This window comes from Rhizobium sp. GW821-FHT14E12 (assembly GCF_058803745.1).
Genome location: NZ_JBXAPH010000001.1, coordinates 1,318,455 through 1,337,114, shown reverse-complemented (window position 1 = coordinate 1,337,114; position 18,660 = coordinate 1,318,455). Strand labels below are relative to the sequence as shown.

Below are 18,660 nucleotides of genomic sequence, written 5' to 3'. Positions count from 1 at the left end.
CCTTGCCGATTTTCTTGCCGCGCTTTCAAAGTACCGGAATTGGGTACTTGGCTGTGAGATGTTTTTGTTTTGTTCACATTTTGCTGGCACATCTCAACCTCGAAAGATAGGTTGACCCCATGCAAAACACGATTCGCATCATCGGCATCGATCCGGGCCTGCGCCGCACCGGCTGGGGCGTGATCGACACGCTCGGCAATTCGCTGCGCTTCGTTGCCTCGGGAACGGTGACCTCGGATGGCGATATGGATCTCGCCTCTCGCCTCTGCCAGCTTCACGACGGACTTGCCGATATCGTTCATAGCTACAAGCCGGACGAGGCGGCGGTCGAGCAGACCTTCGTCAACAAGGATGCGGTGGCGACGCTGAAGCTCGGCCAGGCGCGCGGCATTGCCATGCTGGTGCCCGCGCGCGCCGGCTTGCCGGTCGCCGAATATGCGCCGAATGCCGTCAAAAAGGCGGTGATCGGTGTTGGCCACGGCGAGAAGCAGCAGATCCACATGATGCTGAAGATCCTGATGCCGAAAGCGGAGTTCAAAGGCAACGACGCCGCCGATGCGCTCGCGATTGCTATCTGTCACGCCCACAATCGCGGTGCCAACCGGCTACGGCAGGCGGCGTTGGCAGGGTAGTTTGTTCTTGACTTGTTCTGTTTTGATCGCTAAGTAATACTGAAGAGGTATTACCATGCGTGTTACGGAAAAAGGTCAGGTGACCATCCCCAAGGAAATTCGAGACAGGCTGGGCATCGGTCCAGGCTCGGAAGTTGATTTCATCGCTTCCGGCAGCGGGGCGATGCTCGTCAAGATCGCCGAGGCATCGGATCCGGCTATTCGTGATTTCGACGACTGGCTGGAGCGTGTCGGGGGTACGATGGACCTGGGTGGCATGACGACGGATGAATTTATGGAGTTTCTGAGAGGTCCGCGTGACGACGTCGACCCTCGTTGATACCAACATCTTCATCGATATTCTTGGTCCGGCATCGAACCATCGGCAGTGGTCCGCGAAGTTGCTGAAGCAATGTGTCGGCGAAGGGGATCTCGTTATGAGCCCGATCGTCTGGTCGGAACTCGCCGCTTCGCCTTTGAGCGAGGAGGAGTTGACGGTTGTTTTGTCCTGGCTCGATATGAAGCGCGAAGCCATGCCCTTTGAAGCCGCTTTTCGTGCCGGCAAGGCCCACCGGCTTTATCGGCTTGCCGGCGGTCAGCGGGAGCGGACTCTTCCGGACTTCCTCATTGGTGCCCATGCCGAGTGGCGAAGGCACAGGCTGTTGACGCGGGATGCCTCTCGTTATCGTTCCTACTTTCCTTCACTTGACCTCATCACTCCCGAAACCCATCCCTGACGGACATTATTCATGATCGGCAAGTTGAAAGGCACTATCGAAGAGATCGGCGAGGACTATGCGCTCGTGGATGTGCATGGTGTCTGCTACGTCGCCTATTGCTCGGCGCGGACGCTGTCGAAGCTCGGCTCGGTCGGCGAGGCCTGCATTCTGTTCATCGAGACCTATGTCCGTGAGGACCAGATCCGGCTTTTCGGCTTCATGGCGGTGCTGGAGCGGGAATGGTTCAACCTTCTGCAGACCGTGCAGGGCGTCGGCGCCAAGGTGGCGCTGGCGCTACTGTCGACGCTGACGCCGTCGGAGCTTGCCAATGCCATCGCGCTCCAGGATCGCACGGCCGTATCGCGGGCGCCGGGCGTCGGGCCGAAGGTGGCCATGCGGATTGTCACCGAACTGAAGAACAAGGTGCCGGCCTTTGCCGGCGAGGCGACGAATATCGGCTTCAAACAGGAGTTGGGCGAGGGCGTCGCCTCGGCGCCGGTATCCGATGCCGTATCAGCGCTTACCAATCTCGGTTATTCCCGCGATCAGGCCGCGAATGCCATCGCGGCAGCGATGAAGGTGGCCGGAGACGAGGCCGATAGCGCCAAGCTGATCCGGCTGGGTTTGAAGGAACTGTCGCGGTGATTCTTTGCACCTTTCCCCATTCCTTACTATTGTCTCAAAGTAAGGGGATCGACTCGTGCTGCTCTTTTGCAGAACGATGATCACGGAGGGGTAGACCATGGTGCCGTCGCCGTGACTCTCGATACTAAAGCCGCGAAACGCATACCGGGAATGGAACGTCTGACATGAGTGAAGCCGCGCGTCTGATATCGCCGGAAAAGCGGGGCGAAGACCTGGATGTGACGCTCCGGCCGCAGTCGCTGGACGAATTCACCGGCCAGGCGGAGGCACGCGCCAATCTGAAGGTCTTTATCGAAGCCGCCAAGGGGCGTGGCGAGGCACTGGACCATGTGCTGTTCGTCGGGCCGCCTGGTCTCGGCAAGACGACGCTGGCGCAGATCATGGCCAAGGAGCTCGGTGTCAATTTCCGCTCCACCTCCGGCCCTGTCATTGCCAAGGCGGGCGATCTTGCCGCGCTGCTGACCAATCTCGAAGAGCGTGATGTGCTCTTCATTGATGAAATCCATCGCCTCAATCCGGCCGTCGAGGAAATCCTCTATCCGGCCATGGAGGATTTCCAGCTCGATCTGATCATCGGCGAAGGCCCGGCGGCGCGCTCGGTCAAGATCGATCTGGCGAAATTCACGCTGGTCGCCGCCACCACCCGTCTCGGCCTGCTGACGACGCCGCTGCGCGATCGTTTCGGCATTCCGGTCCGCCTGAGCTTCTACACGGTCGAGGAACTGGAACTGATCGTCAGGCGCGGTGCGCGGCTGATGGGGCTTGGCATCACCGAAGAGGGCGCGCGCGAGATTGCCAGGCGCGCTCGCGGCACGCCACGCATCGCCGGTCGTCTGTTGCGCCGCGTGCGCGATTTCGCCGAGGTCGCGAAAGCCGAAGCCGTGACCCGCGAGATTGCAGACGAAGCCCTGACGCGTTTGCTGGTCGACAATGTCGGTTTCGATCAGCTCGACAAGCGCTATCTCAACATGATCGCTGTGAATTTCGGCGGTGGCCCGGTCGGTATCGAAACCATCGCCGCGGGCCTTTCCGAACCGCGCGACGCGATCGAGGATATTATCGAGCCTTATATGATCCAGCAGGGTTTCATCCAGCGCACGCCGCGCGGCCGCGTGCTGACGGCGATTGCCTGGAAACATCTTGATATGCAGCCGCCGAGGGACCTGGAAGCGGCGCAGTTCGGGCTGTTCCAAGGGGACGCTGAGTGATCAGCCGTCGCGGCTTCCTGAAGCTTTTCGGCGGCAGTATCGCCGGGCTGATGACACTTGGCGGCTATGCCTTCGGATTTGAGCCGATCGTCCGTCTGAACGTGACCCGCTACCAGTTGACGCCGCCGGGCTGGACGCCGGGGCTGAAGCTGAAGATCGTCGTCCTCACGGATCTTCATGCCTGCGAGCCGTGGATGACAGCCGATCGCATCGCCTCCATTTGCGAACATGCCAATAGTCTTGGCGGCGACATGATCGTCCTGCTTGGCGATTATACCTCCGGGACGGAGTTTGTGACCGGCCGCGTCGACCATCGCATTTGGTCGGCGGAACTGGCGGCCTTGAAGGCACCGCTCGGCGTGCACGCCATTATCGGCAATCATGACTGGTGGCATGACGCGGCCGCGCAAAAGAGTGGCCATGGCCCGACCTTCAGCCATAAAGCATTGGCCGATGTCGGAATTCCGGTCTATTCCAATCGCGCGGCGCGCCTGGAAAAGGATGGACACGGCTTCTGGCTGGCGGGTCTCGAAGATCAGCTCGCTCTGCGCCGGAGCATCCGCTGGAGGCGTCCAGTGACCACGGGGCTTGATGATCTCGACGGCACGCTGGCGCAGGTCAATGACGCTGCGCCCATTATCCTGCTTGCCCATGAGCCCGATATCTTCCCGACCGTGCCGTCGCGGGTGTCGGTGACGTTGTCCGGCCATACGCATGGCGGGCAGGTCCGGATTCTCGGTTGGTCGCCCTATCTGCCGTCGCGCTATGGCGATCGGTACGTCTATGGCCATATCATCGAGGAGCGCCGTCATCTCATCGTCTCCGGCGGCCTCGGCTGTTCGGTGGTGCCTGTTCGCTTCGGCGTACCGCCGGAAATCGTCGTGGTCGATCTGGGGGAAGATAATGCCGAAGCGTAAGCTTATCAGGCTAAACGCCGGTCAATCGCGGTTTCAGGTGCGCGTGGCGGGCCTTGGCTTTCGCGACGGGCATGTACTCGTTCACCGCGCCGAGCATGAGCCGTTCTGGACCTTCCCGGGCGGCCGGGCCGAGATCGGCGAGACGTCGGAGGAGACGTTGCAGCGCGAGATGGTCGAGGAGCTGGGCGTCGAGGTGACGGTTGGCCGGCTGCTCTGGATGGTGGAGAATTTCTTCCACTACGAGCAGCGCGATTGGCACGAGCTGGGGCTCTATTATCTGATGGATATCCCGCAGAGTTTCCCGTTTCACCCGCAGGAGATCGTCCACCGTATCGAGGATGGCGACAACCAGCTCGAATTCAAATGGGTGCGGGCGACGCGGGAGGCGCTGGTCGCGCTCGATATCCCGCCCTATTTCATCGCTGACGAGATCGAGAACCTGCCGCCGGCGCCGCGTCATCTGGTCTGGCGGGATGGCGACCTGGACAAAGCCTAGAGGGGGAGTGATGCATGTCCGCTTTCGATCCGACCCGTGTCTTCCGCAAGCTGGCCTACAACAATGCCTTGGCGAACGCCCGGCTCTATTGGGCCTGCGCGGCGCTTCAGCCCGGCGAGTTCGAGGCGAAACGTGTCAGCTTCTTCCCGTCGATCAAGGCAACGCTCAATCATATCCTGATCGTCGACTGGTTTTACGTCGATGCGCTGGAAGGCGGCACGCTCGGCATGAAGGCTTTCGATGTCGATGAGCCGTTTGACACGCTCGAGGCCTTGTCGGTCGAGCAGGGTAGCGTCGACCGACGGCTCGTCACTGTTTGCGAGACACTCGATCCCGACGCACTTGCAAGGGTAATCGATCTTCATCGTGGCAATCGCATCCAGCGGGAACGGGCCGAGGACGTGCTCAGTCATCTGTTCCAGCATCAGACCCATCATCGCGGTCAGGTGCATGCCATGCTTGCCGGCAGCAGCGTCGCCCCGCCGCAACTGGATGAGTTCATCGTTGCCGATGATGCCAGGTTTCGCGGCGAGGAACTGATGGAGCTTGGCTGGGACGAGGCGACGCTGATGCGTTAGCCGCCTCGTCGTCGGTTACCTGTCCTTGCTCACGCCGCGGAAGCGGAAACGTGGTCGCATTCCAGCTCCCCTATCGCGGCAAAGAGCTCGGCATCCTCGCCAATACCGGCATTGGGCGTCGTCAGCAGCGTGTCGCCATAGAAGACCGAATTGGCGCCTGCGACGAGACACAGGATCTGTGCTTCGCGATTGAGATTCGACCGGCCGGCTGAAAGCCGCACCGTCGAGGCCGGCATGACGAGGCGGGCCGTGGCTACCATACGCACGAGCTCCAGCGGGTCTATCACCGGCCGCTTTGCCAGAGGCGTGCCCTCGACCGGAACAAGCGCATTGATCGGCACGCTTTCGGGGTGCGGCTCCATTCCCGCAAGGACATGCAGCATCGAGGCGCGGTCACGGATCGTTTCGCCCATGCCGATGATGCCGCCACAACACAGGTCGATGCCGAAGGATCGTACCGTCGCCAGCGTATCCAGCCGGTCCTGATAGGTGCGCGTCGTGATGATCTGCCCGTAGAATTCCGGGCTGGTATCGAGATTGTGGTTGTAGGCGGTAAGGCCGGCGGCGGCGAGCCGTTCGGCCTGGTGGGGCTTCAGCATACCGAGCGTGACGCAAGCCTCCATGCCGAGCGCGCGGACGCCCTCGACCATCTCGATGACGGCATCGAACTCACGGCCGTCGCGGACCTGGCGCCAGGCAGCACCCATGCAGAAGCGCTCCGCTCCCGCTTCCCTGGCGGTCGCGGCCATCGCCACCACGCTTTCGGGATCCATCAGCCTGTCGCGGGTGAGGTCAACCTCGCGGTGATGCGCCGATTGCGGGCAATAAGCGCAATTTTCCGGGCAGCCGCCGGTTTTGATCGACAGCAGGCTGGCCTTCTGAACCTTGTTCGGGTCGTGATGCATGCGGTGCACGGCATTGGCCCACCCAACAAGCTCCAGCAAAGGCAGATTGTGCAGGGCGACAATTTCGTCGATGGCCCAGTCATGCCGGATCGTACCGTCCGCCGCCATCATGGGCGCTTCCCCTGAAGCTGAGCGAGCGTGGCCGGCAATATCGCTGCACCTACTGCAACAAGGCCGATTTTCATGAGGTCGCCGAGCAGGAACGGCACGACGCCGACGCTCAGCAGGCGGTCGAGCGGCACATAGGCCGCGAGCCATGCCGCGCCGAGTGCATAGACGGTCACGAGCCCGGCAAGCATGGCGCCTGTGCGTCCGAGGGCGCCTTTGCCGAGCGCCAGTGTGCCGACCAGCCAGGAGGCGACGAGATAACCGGCAAGATAGCCGCCTGTCGGTCCAGCCATATAGGCAAGCCCGATGCCGCGTTCCGGCGAGCCGGAGAAGACGGGCAGTCCTGCGGCGCCGGCCGCGAGATAGGTCAGGAAGATCGAGACGGCGATGCGTGGCCCAAGGGCCACCCCGAATGCCATGACGGCAAGCGTATGCAGGGTCATCGGCACGGGCCAGAACGGAATCTGGGTCTTGGCGGCAATCGTCATCAGCGCGGCGCCGGCAATGACTGTCAACGCGGTTCGCACGGGAGATGTAAATCGGCTTTCGATGGGGCTGGCGGTGGGGTGGGTCATGCTGCTCCTCTGATAAATTATAGATAATACCGTGATTCTATCGCTAAATTATCTATAAGGTTGCCGAGATAGCAATGGTGAGTGGCTTAAAATCTATCATGTCGCGGAAGATGGTGAGCGGAACGTCGAATTTTGAAGGTGTTTAACTGTTCCGATCGGCATGTTCGGTGAGCTATCGACACAGCTATCTTGCGCTGGATCTCTCGTTAAGTTTTTGGAATAAAGCGATAATAACGGTCGGCTTACGTGAGCCCTTCGCCGATCTCCGTCGGGATGGCAATAGATGCAGCTACTATTGAATTTTTATAGATAATTTTATCGAGACTGCACGTTAACGCGAATCTAGGCGCGGGAAGGCGCATCATGCTGCGTTGTAGTTTTCGCCAAGTTCTCGATGGTTTCCTTCAGCGCCGCCGTTCCGCCGCCGCGCCAGCCGAGTGCACGGATTTTCGAGGTGTCCATCTCACTGACGACACCTCGCGGAGCCGGGGCGGGCAGGGCATGCGGACAGCCGGTTGCCCTTTGCAGATGCCCGAGAATCTCGTGCGTGTCGGTCAGGACGTCGGAGAGATTGAACGCCCCGCCGTCGACGCGGCTCGTCTCGGTCTCCAGAAGCAGGCGAACAGCGCGGCCGAGATCGCGGCCGTGGACTTCGGTTGCGGCGCGGGAGGTAACGAGCTTTCCGGCGAGATAATCGGCGAAAAGCCCGTCCCATTTATTTGGGCGAAGGTCGCCATAGACGCCGGTGGCTCTGAGGCTTGCCGTGGTGAAACCGGGGGCTGCGAGCGAGAAGAGTGCATGCTCGGCATCGCGCTTCACTTCACCATAGAGCGTGTTCGGCGCCGGTTTGCTTGTCTCCGTCAGCACCTCGCCGGCCGGCCGGTCGCCATAGACGGCGCGTGATGACAGAAAGATGCAGCGGCGGATGCCGGCCTGTTTTGCCGTTTCGAACAGCTTGACTGTGCCGTCGAGGTTGAGCCGGCGAAAGCCTTCGGCATCGTCACCTTCGCCGCCGCGATATTTGCCGGGGACGTGGCTGAAAGCCGCGTGGACGAAGAAATAAGCGTCGTCGAAGGCCCCGCTTTGATTGTCGGACGGATCGAGGCTCAGCGGCACGAAGGCGACTGGCTGCGAGAAGAGGTGGGGTTGCGGCGGGCTGCGGCCGCCGACGGCAACGTGATATCCGGCGGAAAGCAGTTCCTCGACGATATAGCGGCCGACGAGACCTGTTCCGCCCGATACCAGGACTTTCATGCAGCCACGTCCGGATTGGCGAAGGCGGAGATATCGGGCACATCGCGCCCGGCGTGGAACTCGTGCCAGAGATCGATCAGCGGTTTCAATCTGTCGGCCTTCGGGTGGTTCTCCTCCCAAGGCTTTTCATATTGATAATGCAGGATCGAAATGCTGTTCCAGTCCCAAAGCGCGGGCATGCTGAACCAGACATATTGCAGCATGTTCATGAAGACCGGCAGGCCATGCCAGTCCGGAAAGAAGGTCTCAAGAAAAGTCTGGTCGGTACGCCGCCAGAAGACGCCGGGGCTGTCGAGCAGCGTCAGCATGTCCTTGAAGGTTGCGAGCGAAGGCTTGGCGACGAAGACGCCGGAATTCATCCGGTGAAAATCGGCAAGACTCTCATAGACATTGGGCGCGGCGGAGAATTCGGGATAGTCGAAGAGCTTGTCGACATTCTTCAGCACCAGCGCATCCGCATCGATGAAGACGCAGGTGTCGTAGTCGATGAGCTGCCAGAGCCGCAGCTTGCAGAAATTGTCGAGCGGCGAATGGAAGGATGGCTTGCGGCCCTTGGTGAAGGGCGCATTGGCGTGGAGATTGCCGCGCGCGTGGCGCTCGTTGAATTCGTCGGAAAGCGGCAGATGATCGACGTCCACCAGCCGGCAGCCGAGCGCCTCCAGCGGCGCCAGATCGCTTTCGTCGACGCCAGCTGTGTGCAGCACGACGATATCCGCCCTGGTGCCTGTGCGCGCAATCGAGCGCGCCAGTGCAAGCGCACCCATGGCGTAGTCGGTATTGGTAACAAGCGTGACGAAGGCCTGCCGCGCCCGTGATCTGCTGCGCGGCCGCACTCCCTGCAACTGTTCGCTCCCGAACATCATGAGACGGACTTCAATCGCTTGCCTTCGGGATCGTGGTTGACCGTCGTCGCCAGATCCTTGGTCCAAGCGGATACGGCCGGGACGCGCGAGCGGTCGACGCGATAGGCGTATTTCCTGGCGACATCGACGATCTCGCTCAGAAGCCCCGCTTGCAGCGTGATCGGCGCCAGGCCGAGACCGAGGAACTTGTCGTTCTTGACGATCAGGTCGTTTTCCGGGGCTTCCTTGCGCGGGTTGGGCAGGCGGACGATCTCCGCGCCGCTCATCTTGGCGATCATCTCGGCGAGATCGCGGATGCGATGCGTCTCCGTCATCTGGTTGAAGATCTCGACACGGGCATTGCACTGCGGTGGGTTCTTCAGCGCGAGCTCGATGCAGCGCACCGAATCCTGGATATGGATGAAGGCGCGGGTCTGGCCGCCGGTGCCGTGCACCGTCAGCGGATAGCCGATCGCCGCCTGGATGAGGAAGCGGTTGAGCACGGTGCCATAGTCGCCGTCATAGTCGAAGCGGTTGATCAATTGTTCGTGACGGCGGGTCTGTTCCGTATGTGTGCCCCAGACGATGCCCTGATGCAGGTCGGTGATCCTGAGCCCATCATTCTTGGCGTAGAACTGGAAGAGAAGCTGATCCAGGCACTTGGTCATATGGTAGATCGAGCCCGGATTGGCCGGATAGAGGATTTCCTGACTGACGGAGCGGCCATCCGCCGTCTCGATGCCGACCGGTAGATAGCCTTCCGGAATGGCGGCGCCGACGGTCGAATAGCCATAGACGCCCATAGTGCCCAAATGGACGAGGTGGGCGTCGAGATTGAGCTCGACCAGCGCGTTCAGGAGATTGTGCGTGGCGCTGACGTTGTTGTTGACCGTATAATTCTTGTGACGGTCGCTCTTCATCGAATAGGGCGCGGCGCGCTGCTCGGCGAAATGCACGATGGCATCGGGGCGGTGCTCAGCCAGCCACTTCTTCAAAAGCTCATAGTCCTTGGCAAGGTCGATGAGGTTGAAGTGGATGCGGCGGCCGGTCTCGGCGTGCCAGATGCGGGTGCGCTCCTGGATCGAATCCATCGGGGTCAGCGATTGCACGCCGAGTTCCGTGTCGATCCAGCGGCGGGAGAGATTGTCGAGAATATGGATCTCATGACCGGCATCGGAGAGATGCAGCGAGGTTGGCCAACCAATGAAACCGTCGCCGCCCATTACCGCTATTTTCATGAGATCGTTCCTTCTGCATCGTTCGCTATCCGGCACCATCCCGGATAGTCAGAATCTGTGACAATTGTTCAAAGCTTGCTTGATGGCAGAACTTCGGCCAAAGAGAGCCCGATAATTTTTTGGAGAAGCGGCAACGATGAACAGCCCCTTTCTGATTGCCGGGGAACTGGAGGCCGGTAGCCACCGGCTGGTGCAGCGAGTCTATTATGAGGATACGGATTTTTCCGGCCTCGTCTATCACGCGCGCTATCTGCATTTCCTCGAAAGGGGGCGCACGGACTATCTGCGCTGCCTTGGCGTGGAGCAGCGCGAGCTGCTGAATGCCGACGAAGAGGGGCTGGTTTTCGTCGTCCATCGCATGGAGATCGACTTCAAGGGGCCGGCGCGGATGGACGATATTCTGACGATCCGTACCGTGACCGAGAAGGCCGGCGGTGCCAAGATGGTGCTTTCCCAGGAGATCCGGCGCGACGACACGCTACTGATCGCCGCCAAGGTCATCATTGCCGTGATCAATGCCAAGGGACGGCCTCGACGGCTGCCGGAGAAACTGGCCGCGCAAATGCTGGTGGCGTCGGACGCTACTGCGCTTTAGTGTCGCATTAGCGATCACTTTTAAATTAGGCGGTATTATGCGGGTGAATATTGCAGCGCCCAAAAGTCGTCTTGCTTAAACATGAGTTTTATGTGAAGGAATTGCCGCGCGCAAGATTTGTCTGCGTCTGCCGCCGGCATCGCCCGGTCAGTTCTTTCCAGGAGCTAGAATAGCCTTCACTGTTAAATCTTTCATGTTTCGACGCTAACATTCTTTTAACCATAATAGTGTCTTACTGATCGCGTCAGAGTTTGTGCGGTGCACGCCTTCCTTTGACCAAATTTGACGGCAAGAAGGCAGTATAGCTTGGAAGGCTTGACCAGGGCGTTCAGCGGCGGCTGCCAAACAATTCTTGTGAGATCACTTTTAGCCGCCCGGTCTAGCGCCGGGCGTTTGGATTCGGGGATTTTGGATCAATGGAACAAGTAGCATTGGCCGCGGCCACCACACCGGACATCACACTCTGGTCACTCTTCATGCAGGCGGGCTTGGTGGTCAAGCTTGTCATGCTCGGTCTGCTCGCGGCGTCCGTATGGACCTGGGCGATCGTCATCGACAAATATCTGAGCTTTGCCCGGGCACGCCGGCAGTTCGATCATTTCGAACAGGTCTTCTGGTCCGGCCAGTCGCTCGAAGAGCTCTACCGCACGCTTTCGGAGCGCACCAATACCGGCCTCAGCGCCATCTTCGTCGCCGCCATGCGCGAATGGAAGAAGTCGTTCGAGCGCGGCGCACGGTCGCCGATCGGTCTGCAGATGCGTATCGACCGCGCCATGGACGTGACGCTGGCGCGTGAATCGGAACATCTGGGCGCCCGCCTCGGATCGCTCGCAACCATCGGCTCGGCCGGTCCGTTCATCGGTCTGTTCGGCACGGTTGTCGGTATCATGACCTCGTTCCAGGCGATCGCCGGTTCGAAGTCGACCAATCTCGCGGTCGTCGCTCCGGGTATCGCCGAAGCTCTGCTCGCAACCGCCATCGGCCTCGTCGCCGCTATTCCGGCGGTTATCGCCTACAACAAGTTCTCGGCCGATGCCGGCAAGCTGTCGGCGCGCATGGAAGGGTTTGCGGATGAATTCTCCGCTATCCTGTCGCGCCAGATCGACGAGAAGCTGCAGCCTCGTCAGGCTGCTCAGTAAAGCACAGACGGAACCGGAGTAACTCATATGGGAATGTCTGTTGGAGGCAATGGTGGCGGCGGTGGCCGCCGGGGCGGTCGTCGTGGCGGAAGCCGGGGCGGCCCGATCTCCGAGATCAACGTGACGCCGCTGGTCGACGTCATGCTCGTGCTGCTGATCATCTTCATGGTGGCCGCGCCGATGATGACATCGGGCGTACCGATCGACCTGCCGCAAACGCAGGCTGGTGCATTGAATGCCCAGACCCAGCCGATCACCCTTTCCATCAAGGCCGACGGCCAGGTCTTCCTGCAGGAAACGCAGATTGATGCGGCTGATATTGCCGCCAAGCTGCAGGCGATCGCTACGACCGGCTACAACGAGCGCATCTTCGTGCGCGGCGACGGAAAAGCGCCTTACGGCGTGATCGCCGACGTGATGTCGCGCATTCAGGAGGCCGGCTACAAGAATATCGGCCTGGTCACGCAGCAGACAACGGATCACTGACGGATCGACATGAAGCGCAGTCTCGTCACATCGGCGGTTTTTCATATCCTGGTGCTGGTCGGCGCCATGCTGACGCTGACGGCGCCGGCTCCGCTGGAGACGCCGGAGAGCACGGCGATGGATGTCGACATCGTGACGGCAGACCAGCTCCAGCAGGGTGAGAAGAAGGCGCCGGTGACGGATCACGTCTCCCGCAAGCAGACAACGAAGCAGGACCAGGTCGCCAACGCTCAAAATACTGGCGAGAACAACGTGGATATCAAGAGCCCGGTTGTGCCGACAAAGCGGCCGGAGAGCGACACCGCAGCCTTGGCGCCGAAGAAGGTTGACGCGCCTGTTCCGCAGAACGATCCACGGCCGAACGACGTCAAGACGATCGAGCAGAAGGACACCGAAGCCGCGCCGAAGGAAGTGGCTGCCGTCCCGCAGCAGAAGCCGGACGTGACGCCTACTCCGACGCCGAAGACCGATCCGACGCCGCCGACCCCGAAGGCTGATGCGACGCCAACACCGCCGCCGACCGAACAGCAGGCTGAAATCCAACTGCCGAACAATGTTCCCGTGCCGGACATAAAGCCGCAACCCACGCCGCCGAAGACCGCCGAGCAGAAGCCGGAAGTCAAACCTGCGCCGAAGCCGGATGTGAAGGTGGCCGACGCCAAGCCGACGGACAAGACGACGACGCAGAGCACCAGCAAGACCACCTCGGCGGACGATGGCAAGAAAGACAGCGACAAGAAGCGCGAGAGTGCCAAAGGCTCCAACAAGGGTCTGGATGACGGCCTTGCTGATGAGATCGCCAACGTTCTGAGCAATACGTCGTCGAAGGGCGGCGCGAAGCGCTCGTCTCAGCAGGCTTCCGCCGGAGCCGATACTCAAGTTACCTCGCGCGGCGGCATGAAATCGCTCGGTGGTGGCAAACTCAGCCAGAGCCAGCAGGACGGCTTGCGCGACCTGATCGCCAAGTACTGGAACCTGATGCCAGGCCTGGAAGGTGCGGGCGATGTGCGGATCAAGGTGCACTTCAGGCTCGACAAGTCCGGGCAGATCGTTGGCGAACCGGATGCTACGACGAGTGGCGGCCCGGCTTCGACGCAGTCGGCAATGCAGAGCGCCGCTGTGCGCGCTGTCATGCGGGCGCAATCGGATTACCTAAAGATCCTGCCGCCGGACAAATATGAAGACTGGCAGGAAGTCGTCGTCAATTTCAGTGCAGCGGACCTGGGAATGTGATGCGGAAGAGCTTGATGAACAAGGTCTGGCGTCACCTCAACTGTCCGTCGCTGCTGACGCTGGCTGTGGCCGTCGCCGTGGCCGCTCCGGCCATCGCCGGAAGCCAAACGGTCGATGGCGCTGACAAGACGGGTTTCAGTCAAGCTGAAATGCTCGCGTTCCATGAGCAGGTCACGAAGAATTGGAATATCCCAGCTGATTTGCCTCATGCTGACAAAGTACGTGTCGCAGTGCACATGAAACTCGATAAATCCGGGCAAATTATTGGCACCCCAGAGGTGACGGCAACCGGTGGGCCGGAACAGACACGTAAAGCGATCGCGAAGAGCGCCTCTCGTGCTGTTCTCAGATCCGCCCCCTTCAAGAACTTGCCACTCGATAAATACGATGCCTGGAAAGAAGTCATCATCAACTTCGATACCAGCAACCTGGCGCATTAATGCTGAAAGGCTTGGCACATATGTTCAAAAAACCCTTCTTCCGTCTCCTGCTGGTGCTGGCGGGCCTGGTGGCAGCCTATGCTTCGCCCGCTTACGCCGTGGTCGAGATCAACATCAACAAGGGCAATGTCCAGCCCATGCCGATCGCGATTACCGATCTGCTGTCGAATGATGGTCTCGGGGCGCAGATCTCGGGCGTGATTGCCGCCGACCTGCAGCGGTCCGGCCTGTTTGCGCCGATCAACAAGCAGGCCTTCATCGAGAAGATCAGCAATCCCGACTCGACCCCGCGTTTCCCGGACTGGACGGCGATCAATGCCCAGGCATTGGTGACCGGCCGCGTGACCCAGGATGGAGGCCGCCTTCGCGCCGAATTCCGCCTGTGGGACACCTTCGGCAACAGCCAGATGATCGGCCAGCAGTTCTATGCCCAGCCGGACAACTGGCGCCGTGTCGCCCATATCATCGCCGATGCGATCTATGAGAAGATCACCGGTGAAAAGGGTTACTTCGACACCCGCGTCGTCTTCGTCGCCGAAAGCGGTCCGAAGACCGCCCGCAAGACGCAGCTCGCCATCATGGATCAGGACGGTGCCAATGTTCGCATGTTGACCGACGGCAGCGACCTCGTGCTGACGCCGCGCTTCTCGCCGAGCCGGCAGGAAGTGACCTACATGTCCTTCGCCAACCAGCAGCCGCGCGTCTATCTGCTGCAGCTGCAGACGGGCCAGCGAGAAATCGTCGGCAACTTCCCCGGCATGACCTTCTCGCCGCGCTTCTCGCCGGACGGCCAGCGGGTGATCATGAGCCTGCAGCAGGAAGGCAATGCCAACATCTATACGATGGACCTGCGCTCGCGCACGACAACGCGCCTGACGTCGACGGCAGCCATCGACACCTCGCCGTCCTATTCACCCGACGGCACTCAGGTTGCCTTCGAAAGCGACCGCGGCGGCAAGCAGCAGATCTATGTCATGAACGCCGACGGCTCCAACCAGCGCCGCATCTCATTCGGTGACGGTTCCTATTCGACGCCGGTCTGGTCGCCACGCGGCGATCTCATCGCCTTCACCAAGCAGTCGGGCGGGACCTTCTCGATCGGCGTGATGAAGACCGACGGTTCGGGCGAGCGCCTGTTGACCACTGGCTTCCATAACGAAGGCCCGACCTGGGCGCCGAACGGCCGTGTCATCATGTTCTTCCGCGAGCCGGCCGGCTCCAGCGGACCGCAGCTCTATTCGATCGACCTGACCGGTTACAACGAGCAGAAGATCCCGTCTCCGGGCTTCGCTTCCGACCCGGCCTGGTCGCCGCTTCTCGAGTAGGGAAGGCGCGCGCCACGTTATCGCCGCAAAGTCCTGTGACTGGACCAGTTAAGGACAATTTTAAGACAGCATTAACCATATTTGTTGAAATCGGATTAACCGCATCCGGTTACAGTCTGGCAACCCTGATAGAGATGTTTAAGGAGAGACCGGCCATGAGCCGCATCGCTACCCCGGCCCTTGGCCACATGCAGACCCTCGCACGCAACCCGATCATGATCGCGCTTTTCGTCGGCCTTTCGCTGGCTGGCTGCGCCTCCAAGAAGGGCCTGCCGAACGATGCCAACGGCCTCGGCCTCAATGGTGCCGGCAGTGCTACTCCGGGCTCGGCGCAGGACTTCACGGTCAACGTCGGCGATCGCATCTTCTTCGACACTGACAGCACGTCGATCCGTTCTGATGCTTCCCAGACGCTCGACCGTCAGGCTCAGTGGCTCGCCCGTTATCCGAACTACGCAATCACCGTTGAAGGCCATGCCGACGAACGCGGCACGCGCGAATACAACCTTGCTCTCGGCGCACGTCGTGCTGCCGCTACCAAGGACTATCTCGCTTCGCGCGGCGTTCCGGCTCAGCGCATGAAGACGATCTCCTACGGCAAGGAACGCCCGGTCGCGACCTGCGACGACATTTCCTGCTGGTCGCAGAACCGTCGCGCCGTCACCGTGCTCAACGGCGCCGGTTCCTGATAGCCGAAATTCCGCTCAAAACGTGCAAAGGCGGCCCCCGTGGCCGCCTTTGGTTTTTTGACCACACTTTGGCCGAACTCCGTTGCTTTTTGAGAGTAATTGTAAAAATCTCCTGTGTTGTGCCCAAGGCGCGAAGAATCAATGGAACAGGATAGATCCATATGAGAAAACTTGTCGTGGCGAGCGTGCTTTGCCTCGCCGCTGTCGTCGGTAGTGAGCGTGACGCCTCTGCCCTTTCACTTTTCGGACTGCATCTTGGCGGCCGTGGTGCCTCGGAACAGGCTGCTCCGAGCAATGCCGTTCGTCAGGGTCAGGTCGAACAGGCGCCTGTCATCAACGTCCAGAGCAGCAATGCGGAAGTCCGCCTGCAGCAACTTGAGGACCAGATGCGCCAGTTGAACGGCCGCGTCGAAGAGATGAGCTATCAGTTGCTGCAGATGCAGGAGCAGATTCGCAAGACGCAGGAAGACAACGAGTTTCGTTTCCAGCAGCTTGAAAAGCGCGGCGGCGGTAGCGGCAGCAACAGCAGCGGCGGTTCGGGCAATCCCCCTGCTGGCGGCGCGGCGACTGGCGGCTCGATGAAGAAGAGCGAAGCCGATGTTCCGGCTCCAGCTGGCGGCCAGCAGGACGATATCGCCGGCGTCATCGGCGATTCAGGTAGCGATATGCCGGCCACGGCTCAGCAGGGTGGTGGTTCCGGCAAGCCGCCGACCCAGCTCGGCTCGATACAGCTGGATCAGAACGGCAAGCAGATCGGCGCGACGGCGTCGCGCGCCAATAATAGCTCCGGCGCACCGCCGAGCGCGGGTTCCGGCACGCAGACGGCGTCGCTCGGTAGCGAGAATGATGAATACAAGGCGGCCTATGGCCACGTTCTGTCCGGCGACTACAGTGTCGCCGAACAGGAGTTCCGCCAGTATATCGACAGCTACCCGAGCAGCAGCCGATCGGCGGACGCCAATTTCTGGCTTGGCGAAGCGCTCTATTCGCAAGGCAAGTACAATGATGCCGCCAAGACCTTCCTGAATGCGCATCAGAAATACAGCACTTCCGAGAAGGCGCCGGAGATGCTCCTGAAGCTCGGCATGTCGCTTGCTGCCCTCGACAACAAGGACACCGCCTGCGCGACGCTGCGCGAAGTGACCAAGCGTTATCCGAAGGCTTCGAAGCCTGTTACCAACAAGGTGGCCAGCGAAGAAAAGCGTCTTGCCTGCTGATTGCCATGTCCACTGACGCTGCGAATGGTGCTGCCACAGTGCAAATGCCCGAAGCCGCAGCGGCCGATTTCATTTATTCCCTTTTCAAGCCCGCACATATTCTGGTCGCCATTTCCGGCGGCAGCGATTCCACCGGCCTCCTGGCCGCTCTTGCAGAACATCTGAAATCCCTTCCGAATTCCGACGCCATCGTCTCCGCCGCCACCGTCGATCACGGACTGCGCGCCGAAGCCGCCGAGGAGGCGCGCGAAGTCGCCGCTTTTTGCGCATCGCTTGGAATTGCGCATGTCATTCGCCGATGGGAGGGCGAGAAGCCGAAAAACGGTATCATGGCCGCCGCTCGCGAAGCGCGCTATGGGCTGCTTGCCGATATCGCCGCTGAAATCTCGGCCAATGTCATCGTCACCGCCCATACGTCAGACGATCAGCGCGAGACGCTGGCCATGCGTACGGCACGCCTGAACGAAGGTGAGGTTGGGGCGGGAACGGGCATTGCCGAGGCGATGTTGTTCGACCGGCGCATCTGGATTGCCAGGCCGTTTCTGGCCTGCCGTCGCGCGGATATTCGCGCCTATCTCGAGGGGCGTGGCATGTCCTGGCTGGACGACCCGAGCAACGAAGATATCCGCTACGAGCGCGTCCGCACGCGCAAAAGCCTGTCGCAGGGACCGGCGCTGTTCTTTCCGCCGGACGCAGGTGCCGCGCGCGTTGCGCGCTCGGCCGACGCTGCGGCGTGGCTGGAGGAACATGTTACGGTTCATGCCGGGGTCCTATGCGCCATCAGCCGAGCGGCACTCGCGGCCGATGAAGCCGTCATCGCCTATGCAATCTCCCATCTCGCCGCTGTCTTCGGTGGCGAACCCTATGGGCCTGGCCGTGAACGGATGCGCCGCATCCTGGATTTCATCGGCGAGGGCAGGCCGGGTCGGCGTACGGCTGGCGGTGTCGTTTTCGATTTGCGCCGGGACGGGCTTTACCTCATGCGCGAGAGCCGCGATATCCGGCCGCTTGTGCTTGCCGCCGGAGCCGCTGGTATCTGGGATGGCCGTTTCCAGATCGTCAATCATGGAGCCGCCGCCATTCGCGTCGAAGCTGCGGGGATAACGGGAGCAACGGAGTTTCCGGAAGGATTGCCGAAAGGTGCCGTGCTGCGCGCGCGCGCCGTGCTGCCGAAAGTCATTGCAGGTGACGAGGGCGCTGCCGCGTCGGTCACGTTTGCGCCCTATCTGGCGCCCTTCGACCGGTTTTTGACACGATTCAATCTCACATTCGCCAACCGGTTGGCGGCTTGCCTCGGCCGCGAACCCTATGTGCCGCCGCCGCTTTGAGACTTATTGACGGAATAAAGCATCTGTCGGTGTGGTTTGCCTTGGCAACGGCTTGGCGCAACCCTATGTTAGGGATCAAGTAATGCCGCCGTTCAACGGTGGAAGTTTCAGT

At 60.8% G+C, this 18,660-nt stretch carries 22 protein-coding genes; 17 read left to right on the top strand and 5 right to left on the bottom strand.

The window, feature by feature from the left end; all coding sequences use genetic code 11:
* Positions 1-119 precede the first annotated feature (119 nt).
* The 8 genes from ruvC to AC1RO0_RS06545 all read left to right on the top strand — a co-directional run bounded on the left by ruvC (position 120) and on the right by AC1RO0_RS06545 (position 5,174).
* Entirely contained in the window at positions 120-632 is a 513-nt protein-coding gene (gene ruvC, locus AC1RO0_RS06580; RefSeq protein ID WP_007701350.1) for a crossover junction endodeoxyribonuclease RuvC, read from the top strand.
* 55 nt (positions 633-687) lie between these two features.
* Entirely contained in the window at positions 688-951 is a 264-nt protein-coding gene (locus tag AC1RO0_RS06575) for an AbrB/MazE/SpoVT family DNA-binding domain-containing protein (protein WP_047555377.1), read from the top strand.
* Positions 929-1,348 (top strand): type II toxin-antitoxin system VapC family toxin, encoded by a 420-nt coding sequence (locus AC1RO0_RS06570; protein ID WP_498592078.1) that lies wholly within the window; start codon positions 929-931, stop codon positions 1,346-1,348. Before AC1RO0_RS06575 ends, AC1RO0_RS06570 begins: the two co-directional genes overlap by 23 nt.
* A gap of 12 nt (positions 1,349-1,360) precedes the next feature.
* Entirely contained in the window at positions 1,361-1,975 is a 615-nt protein-coding gene (gene ruvA / locus AC1RO0_RS06565; protein WP_368512218.1) for a Holliday junction branch migration protein RuvA, read from the top strand.
* Between the two features lie 164 nt (positions 1,976-2,139).
* Complete coding sequence (gene ruvB / locus AC1RO0_RS06560; protein WP_498592077.1) at positions 2,140-3,183, top strand: Holliday junction branch migration DNA helicase RuvB; 1,044 nt, start codon at positions 2,140-2,142, stop codon at positions 3,181-3,183.
* On the top strand, positions 3,180-4,100 hold the full coding sequence (locus AC1RO0_RS06555; RefSeq protein ID WP_498592076.1) for a metallophosphoesterase: 921 nt from the start codon (positions 3,180-3,182) through the stop codon (positions 4,098-4,100). The genes ruvB and AC1RO0_RS06555 overlap by 4 nt, the downstream gene beginning before the upstream one ends.
* On the top strand, positions 4,087-4,596 hold the full coding sequence (locus AC1RO0_RS06550) for an NUDIX hydrolase (RefSeq protein WP_498592075.1): 510 nt from the start codon (positions 4,087-4,089) through the stop codon (positions 4,594-4,596). Before AC1RO0_RS06555 ends, AC1RO0_RS06550 begins: the two co-directional genes overlap by 14 nt.
* Before the next feature lie 14 nt (positions 4,597-4,610).
* On the top strand, positions 4,611-5,174 hold the full coding sequence (locus AC1RO0_RS06545) for a DinB family protein (protein ID WP_498592074.1): 564 nt from the start codon (positions 4,611-4,613) through the stop codon (positions 5,172-5,174).
* 29 nt (positions 5,175-5,203) lie between these two features.
* Here the strand turns inward: AC1RO0_RS06545 and bioB are convergent, their stop codons facing one another.
* The 5 genes from bioB to AC1RO0_RS06520 form a co-directional block, all read right to left on the bottom strand.
* On the bottom strand, positions 5,204-6,190 hold the full coding sequence (gene bioB / locus AC1RO0_RS06540) for a biotin synthase BioB (protein WP_498592073.1): 987 nt from the start codon (positions 6,188-6,190) through the stop codon (positions 5,204-5,206).
* Complete coding sequence (locus AC1RO0_RS06535) at positions 6,187-6,762, bottom strand: biotin transporter BioY (RefSeq protein WP_498592072.1); 576 nt, start codon at positions 6,760-6,762, stop codon at positions 6,187-6,189. Before AC1RO0_RS06535 ends, bioB begins: the two co-directional genes overlap by 4 nt.
* A gap of 342 nt (positions 6,763-7,104) precedes the next feature.
* Positions 7,105-8,016, bottom strand: coding sequence for an NAD-dependent epimerase/dehydratase family protein (locus tag AC1RO0_RS06530; RefSeq protein ID WP_498592071.1), 912 nt, complete (start codon positions 8,014-8,016; stop codon positions 7,105-7,107).
* The gene (locus AC1RO0_RS06525) at positions 8,013-8,876 is read right to left on the bottom strand and encodes a glycosyltransferase (protein ID WP_498592389.1); all 864 of its coding nucleotides are present in this window, start codon (positions 8,874-8,876) and stop codon (positions 8,013-8,015) included. Before AC1RO0_RS06525 ends, AC1RO0_RS06530 begins: the two co-directional genes overlap by 4 nt.
* Entirely contained in the window at positions 8,876-10,096 is a 1,221-nt protein-coding gene (locus AC1RO0_RS06520; RefSeq protein ID WP_498592070.1) for an NAD-dependent epimerase/dehydratase family protein, read from the bottom strand. The genes AC1RO0_RS06525 and AC1RO0_RS06520 overlap by 1 nt, the downstream gene beginning before the upstream one ends.
* Positions 10,097-10,232: 136 nt before the next feature.
* Here AC1RO0_RS06520 and ybgC point away from each other — a divergent pair, with 136 nt between their 5' ends.
* The 9 genes from ybgC to tilS all read left to right on the top strand — a co-directional run bounded on the left by ybgC (position 10,233) and on the right by tilS (position 18,548).
* Positions 10,233-10,691: a tol-pal system-associated acyl-CoA thioesterase gene (gene ybgC, locus AC1RO0_RS06515; RefSeq protein ID WP_498592069.1), complete on the top strand. Its 459-nt coding sequence runs from the start codon at positions 10,233-10,235 to the stop codon at positions 10,689-10,691.
* Between the two features lie 416 nt (positions 10,692-11,107).
* Positions 11,108-11,830, top strand: coding sequence for a protein TolQ (tolQ, locus tag AC1RO0_RS06510; RefSeq protein WP_007703346.1), 723 nt, complete (start codon positions 11,108-11,110; stop codon positions 11,828-11,830).
* Positions 11,831-11,857: 27 nt separating this feature from the next.
* Positions 11,858-12,316 (top strand): protein TolR, encoded by a 459-nt coding sequence (tolR, locus tag AC1RO0_RS06505; protein WP_498592068.1) that lies wholly within the window; start codon positions 11,858-11,860, stop codon positions 12,314-12,316.
* 9 nt (positions 12,317-12,325) lie between these two features.
* Complete coding sequence (locus tag AC1RO0_RS06500; RefSeq protein ID WP_498592067.1) at positions 12,326-13,549, top strand: hypothetical protein; 1,224 nt, start codon at positions 12,326-12,328, stop codon at positions 13,547-13,549.
* A 14-nt stretch (positions 13,550-13,563) separates the two neighbouring features.
* A complete protein-coding gene (locus tag AC1RO0_RS06495; protein ID WP_498592066.1) occupies positions 13,564-13,989 on the top strand; it encodes a hypothetical protein in 426 nt (141 codons plus the stop codon).
* A gap of 20 nt (positions 13,990-14,009) precedes the next feature.
* On the top strand, positions 14,010-15,314 hold the full coding sequence (gene tolB, locus AC1RO0_RS06490) for a Tol-Pal system beta propeller repeat protein TolB (protein WP_498592065.1): 1,305 nt from the start codon (positions 14,010-14,012) through the stop codon (positions 15,312-15,314).
* Between the two features lie 155 nt (positions 15,315-15,469).
* Positions 15,470-16,003: a peptidoglycan-associated lipoprotein Pal gene (pal, locus tag AC1RO0_RS06485; protein WP_498592064.1), complete on the top strand. Its 534-nt coding sequence runs from the start codon at positions 15,470-15,472 to the stop codon at positions 16,001-16,003.
* Positions 16,004-16,164: 161 nt separating this feature from the next.
* The gene (gene ybgF, locus AC1RO0_RS06480; protein WP_498592063.1) at positions 16,165-17,220 is read left to right on the top strand and encodes a tol-pal system protein YbgF; all 1,056 of its coding nucleotides are present in this window, start codon (positions 16,165-16,167) and stop codon (positions 17,218-17,220) included.
* Between the two features lie 5 nt (positions 17,221-17,225).
* Positions 17,226-18,548 carry a tRNA lysidine(34) synthetase TilS gene (gene tilS / locus AC1RO0_RS06475; protein WP_498592062.1) on the top strand — a complete coding sequence of 441 codons (1,323 nt, stop codon included), beginning with the start codon at positions 17,226-17,228 and terminating at the stop codon, positions 18,546-18,548.
* The last annotated feature ends 112 nt before the right edge of the window (positions 18,549-18,660 follow it).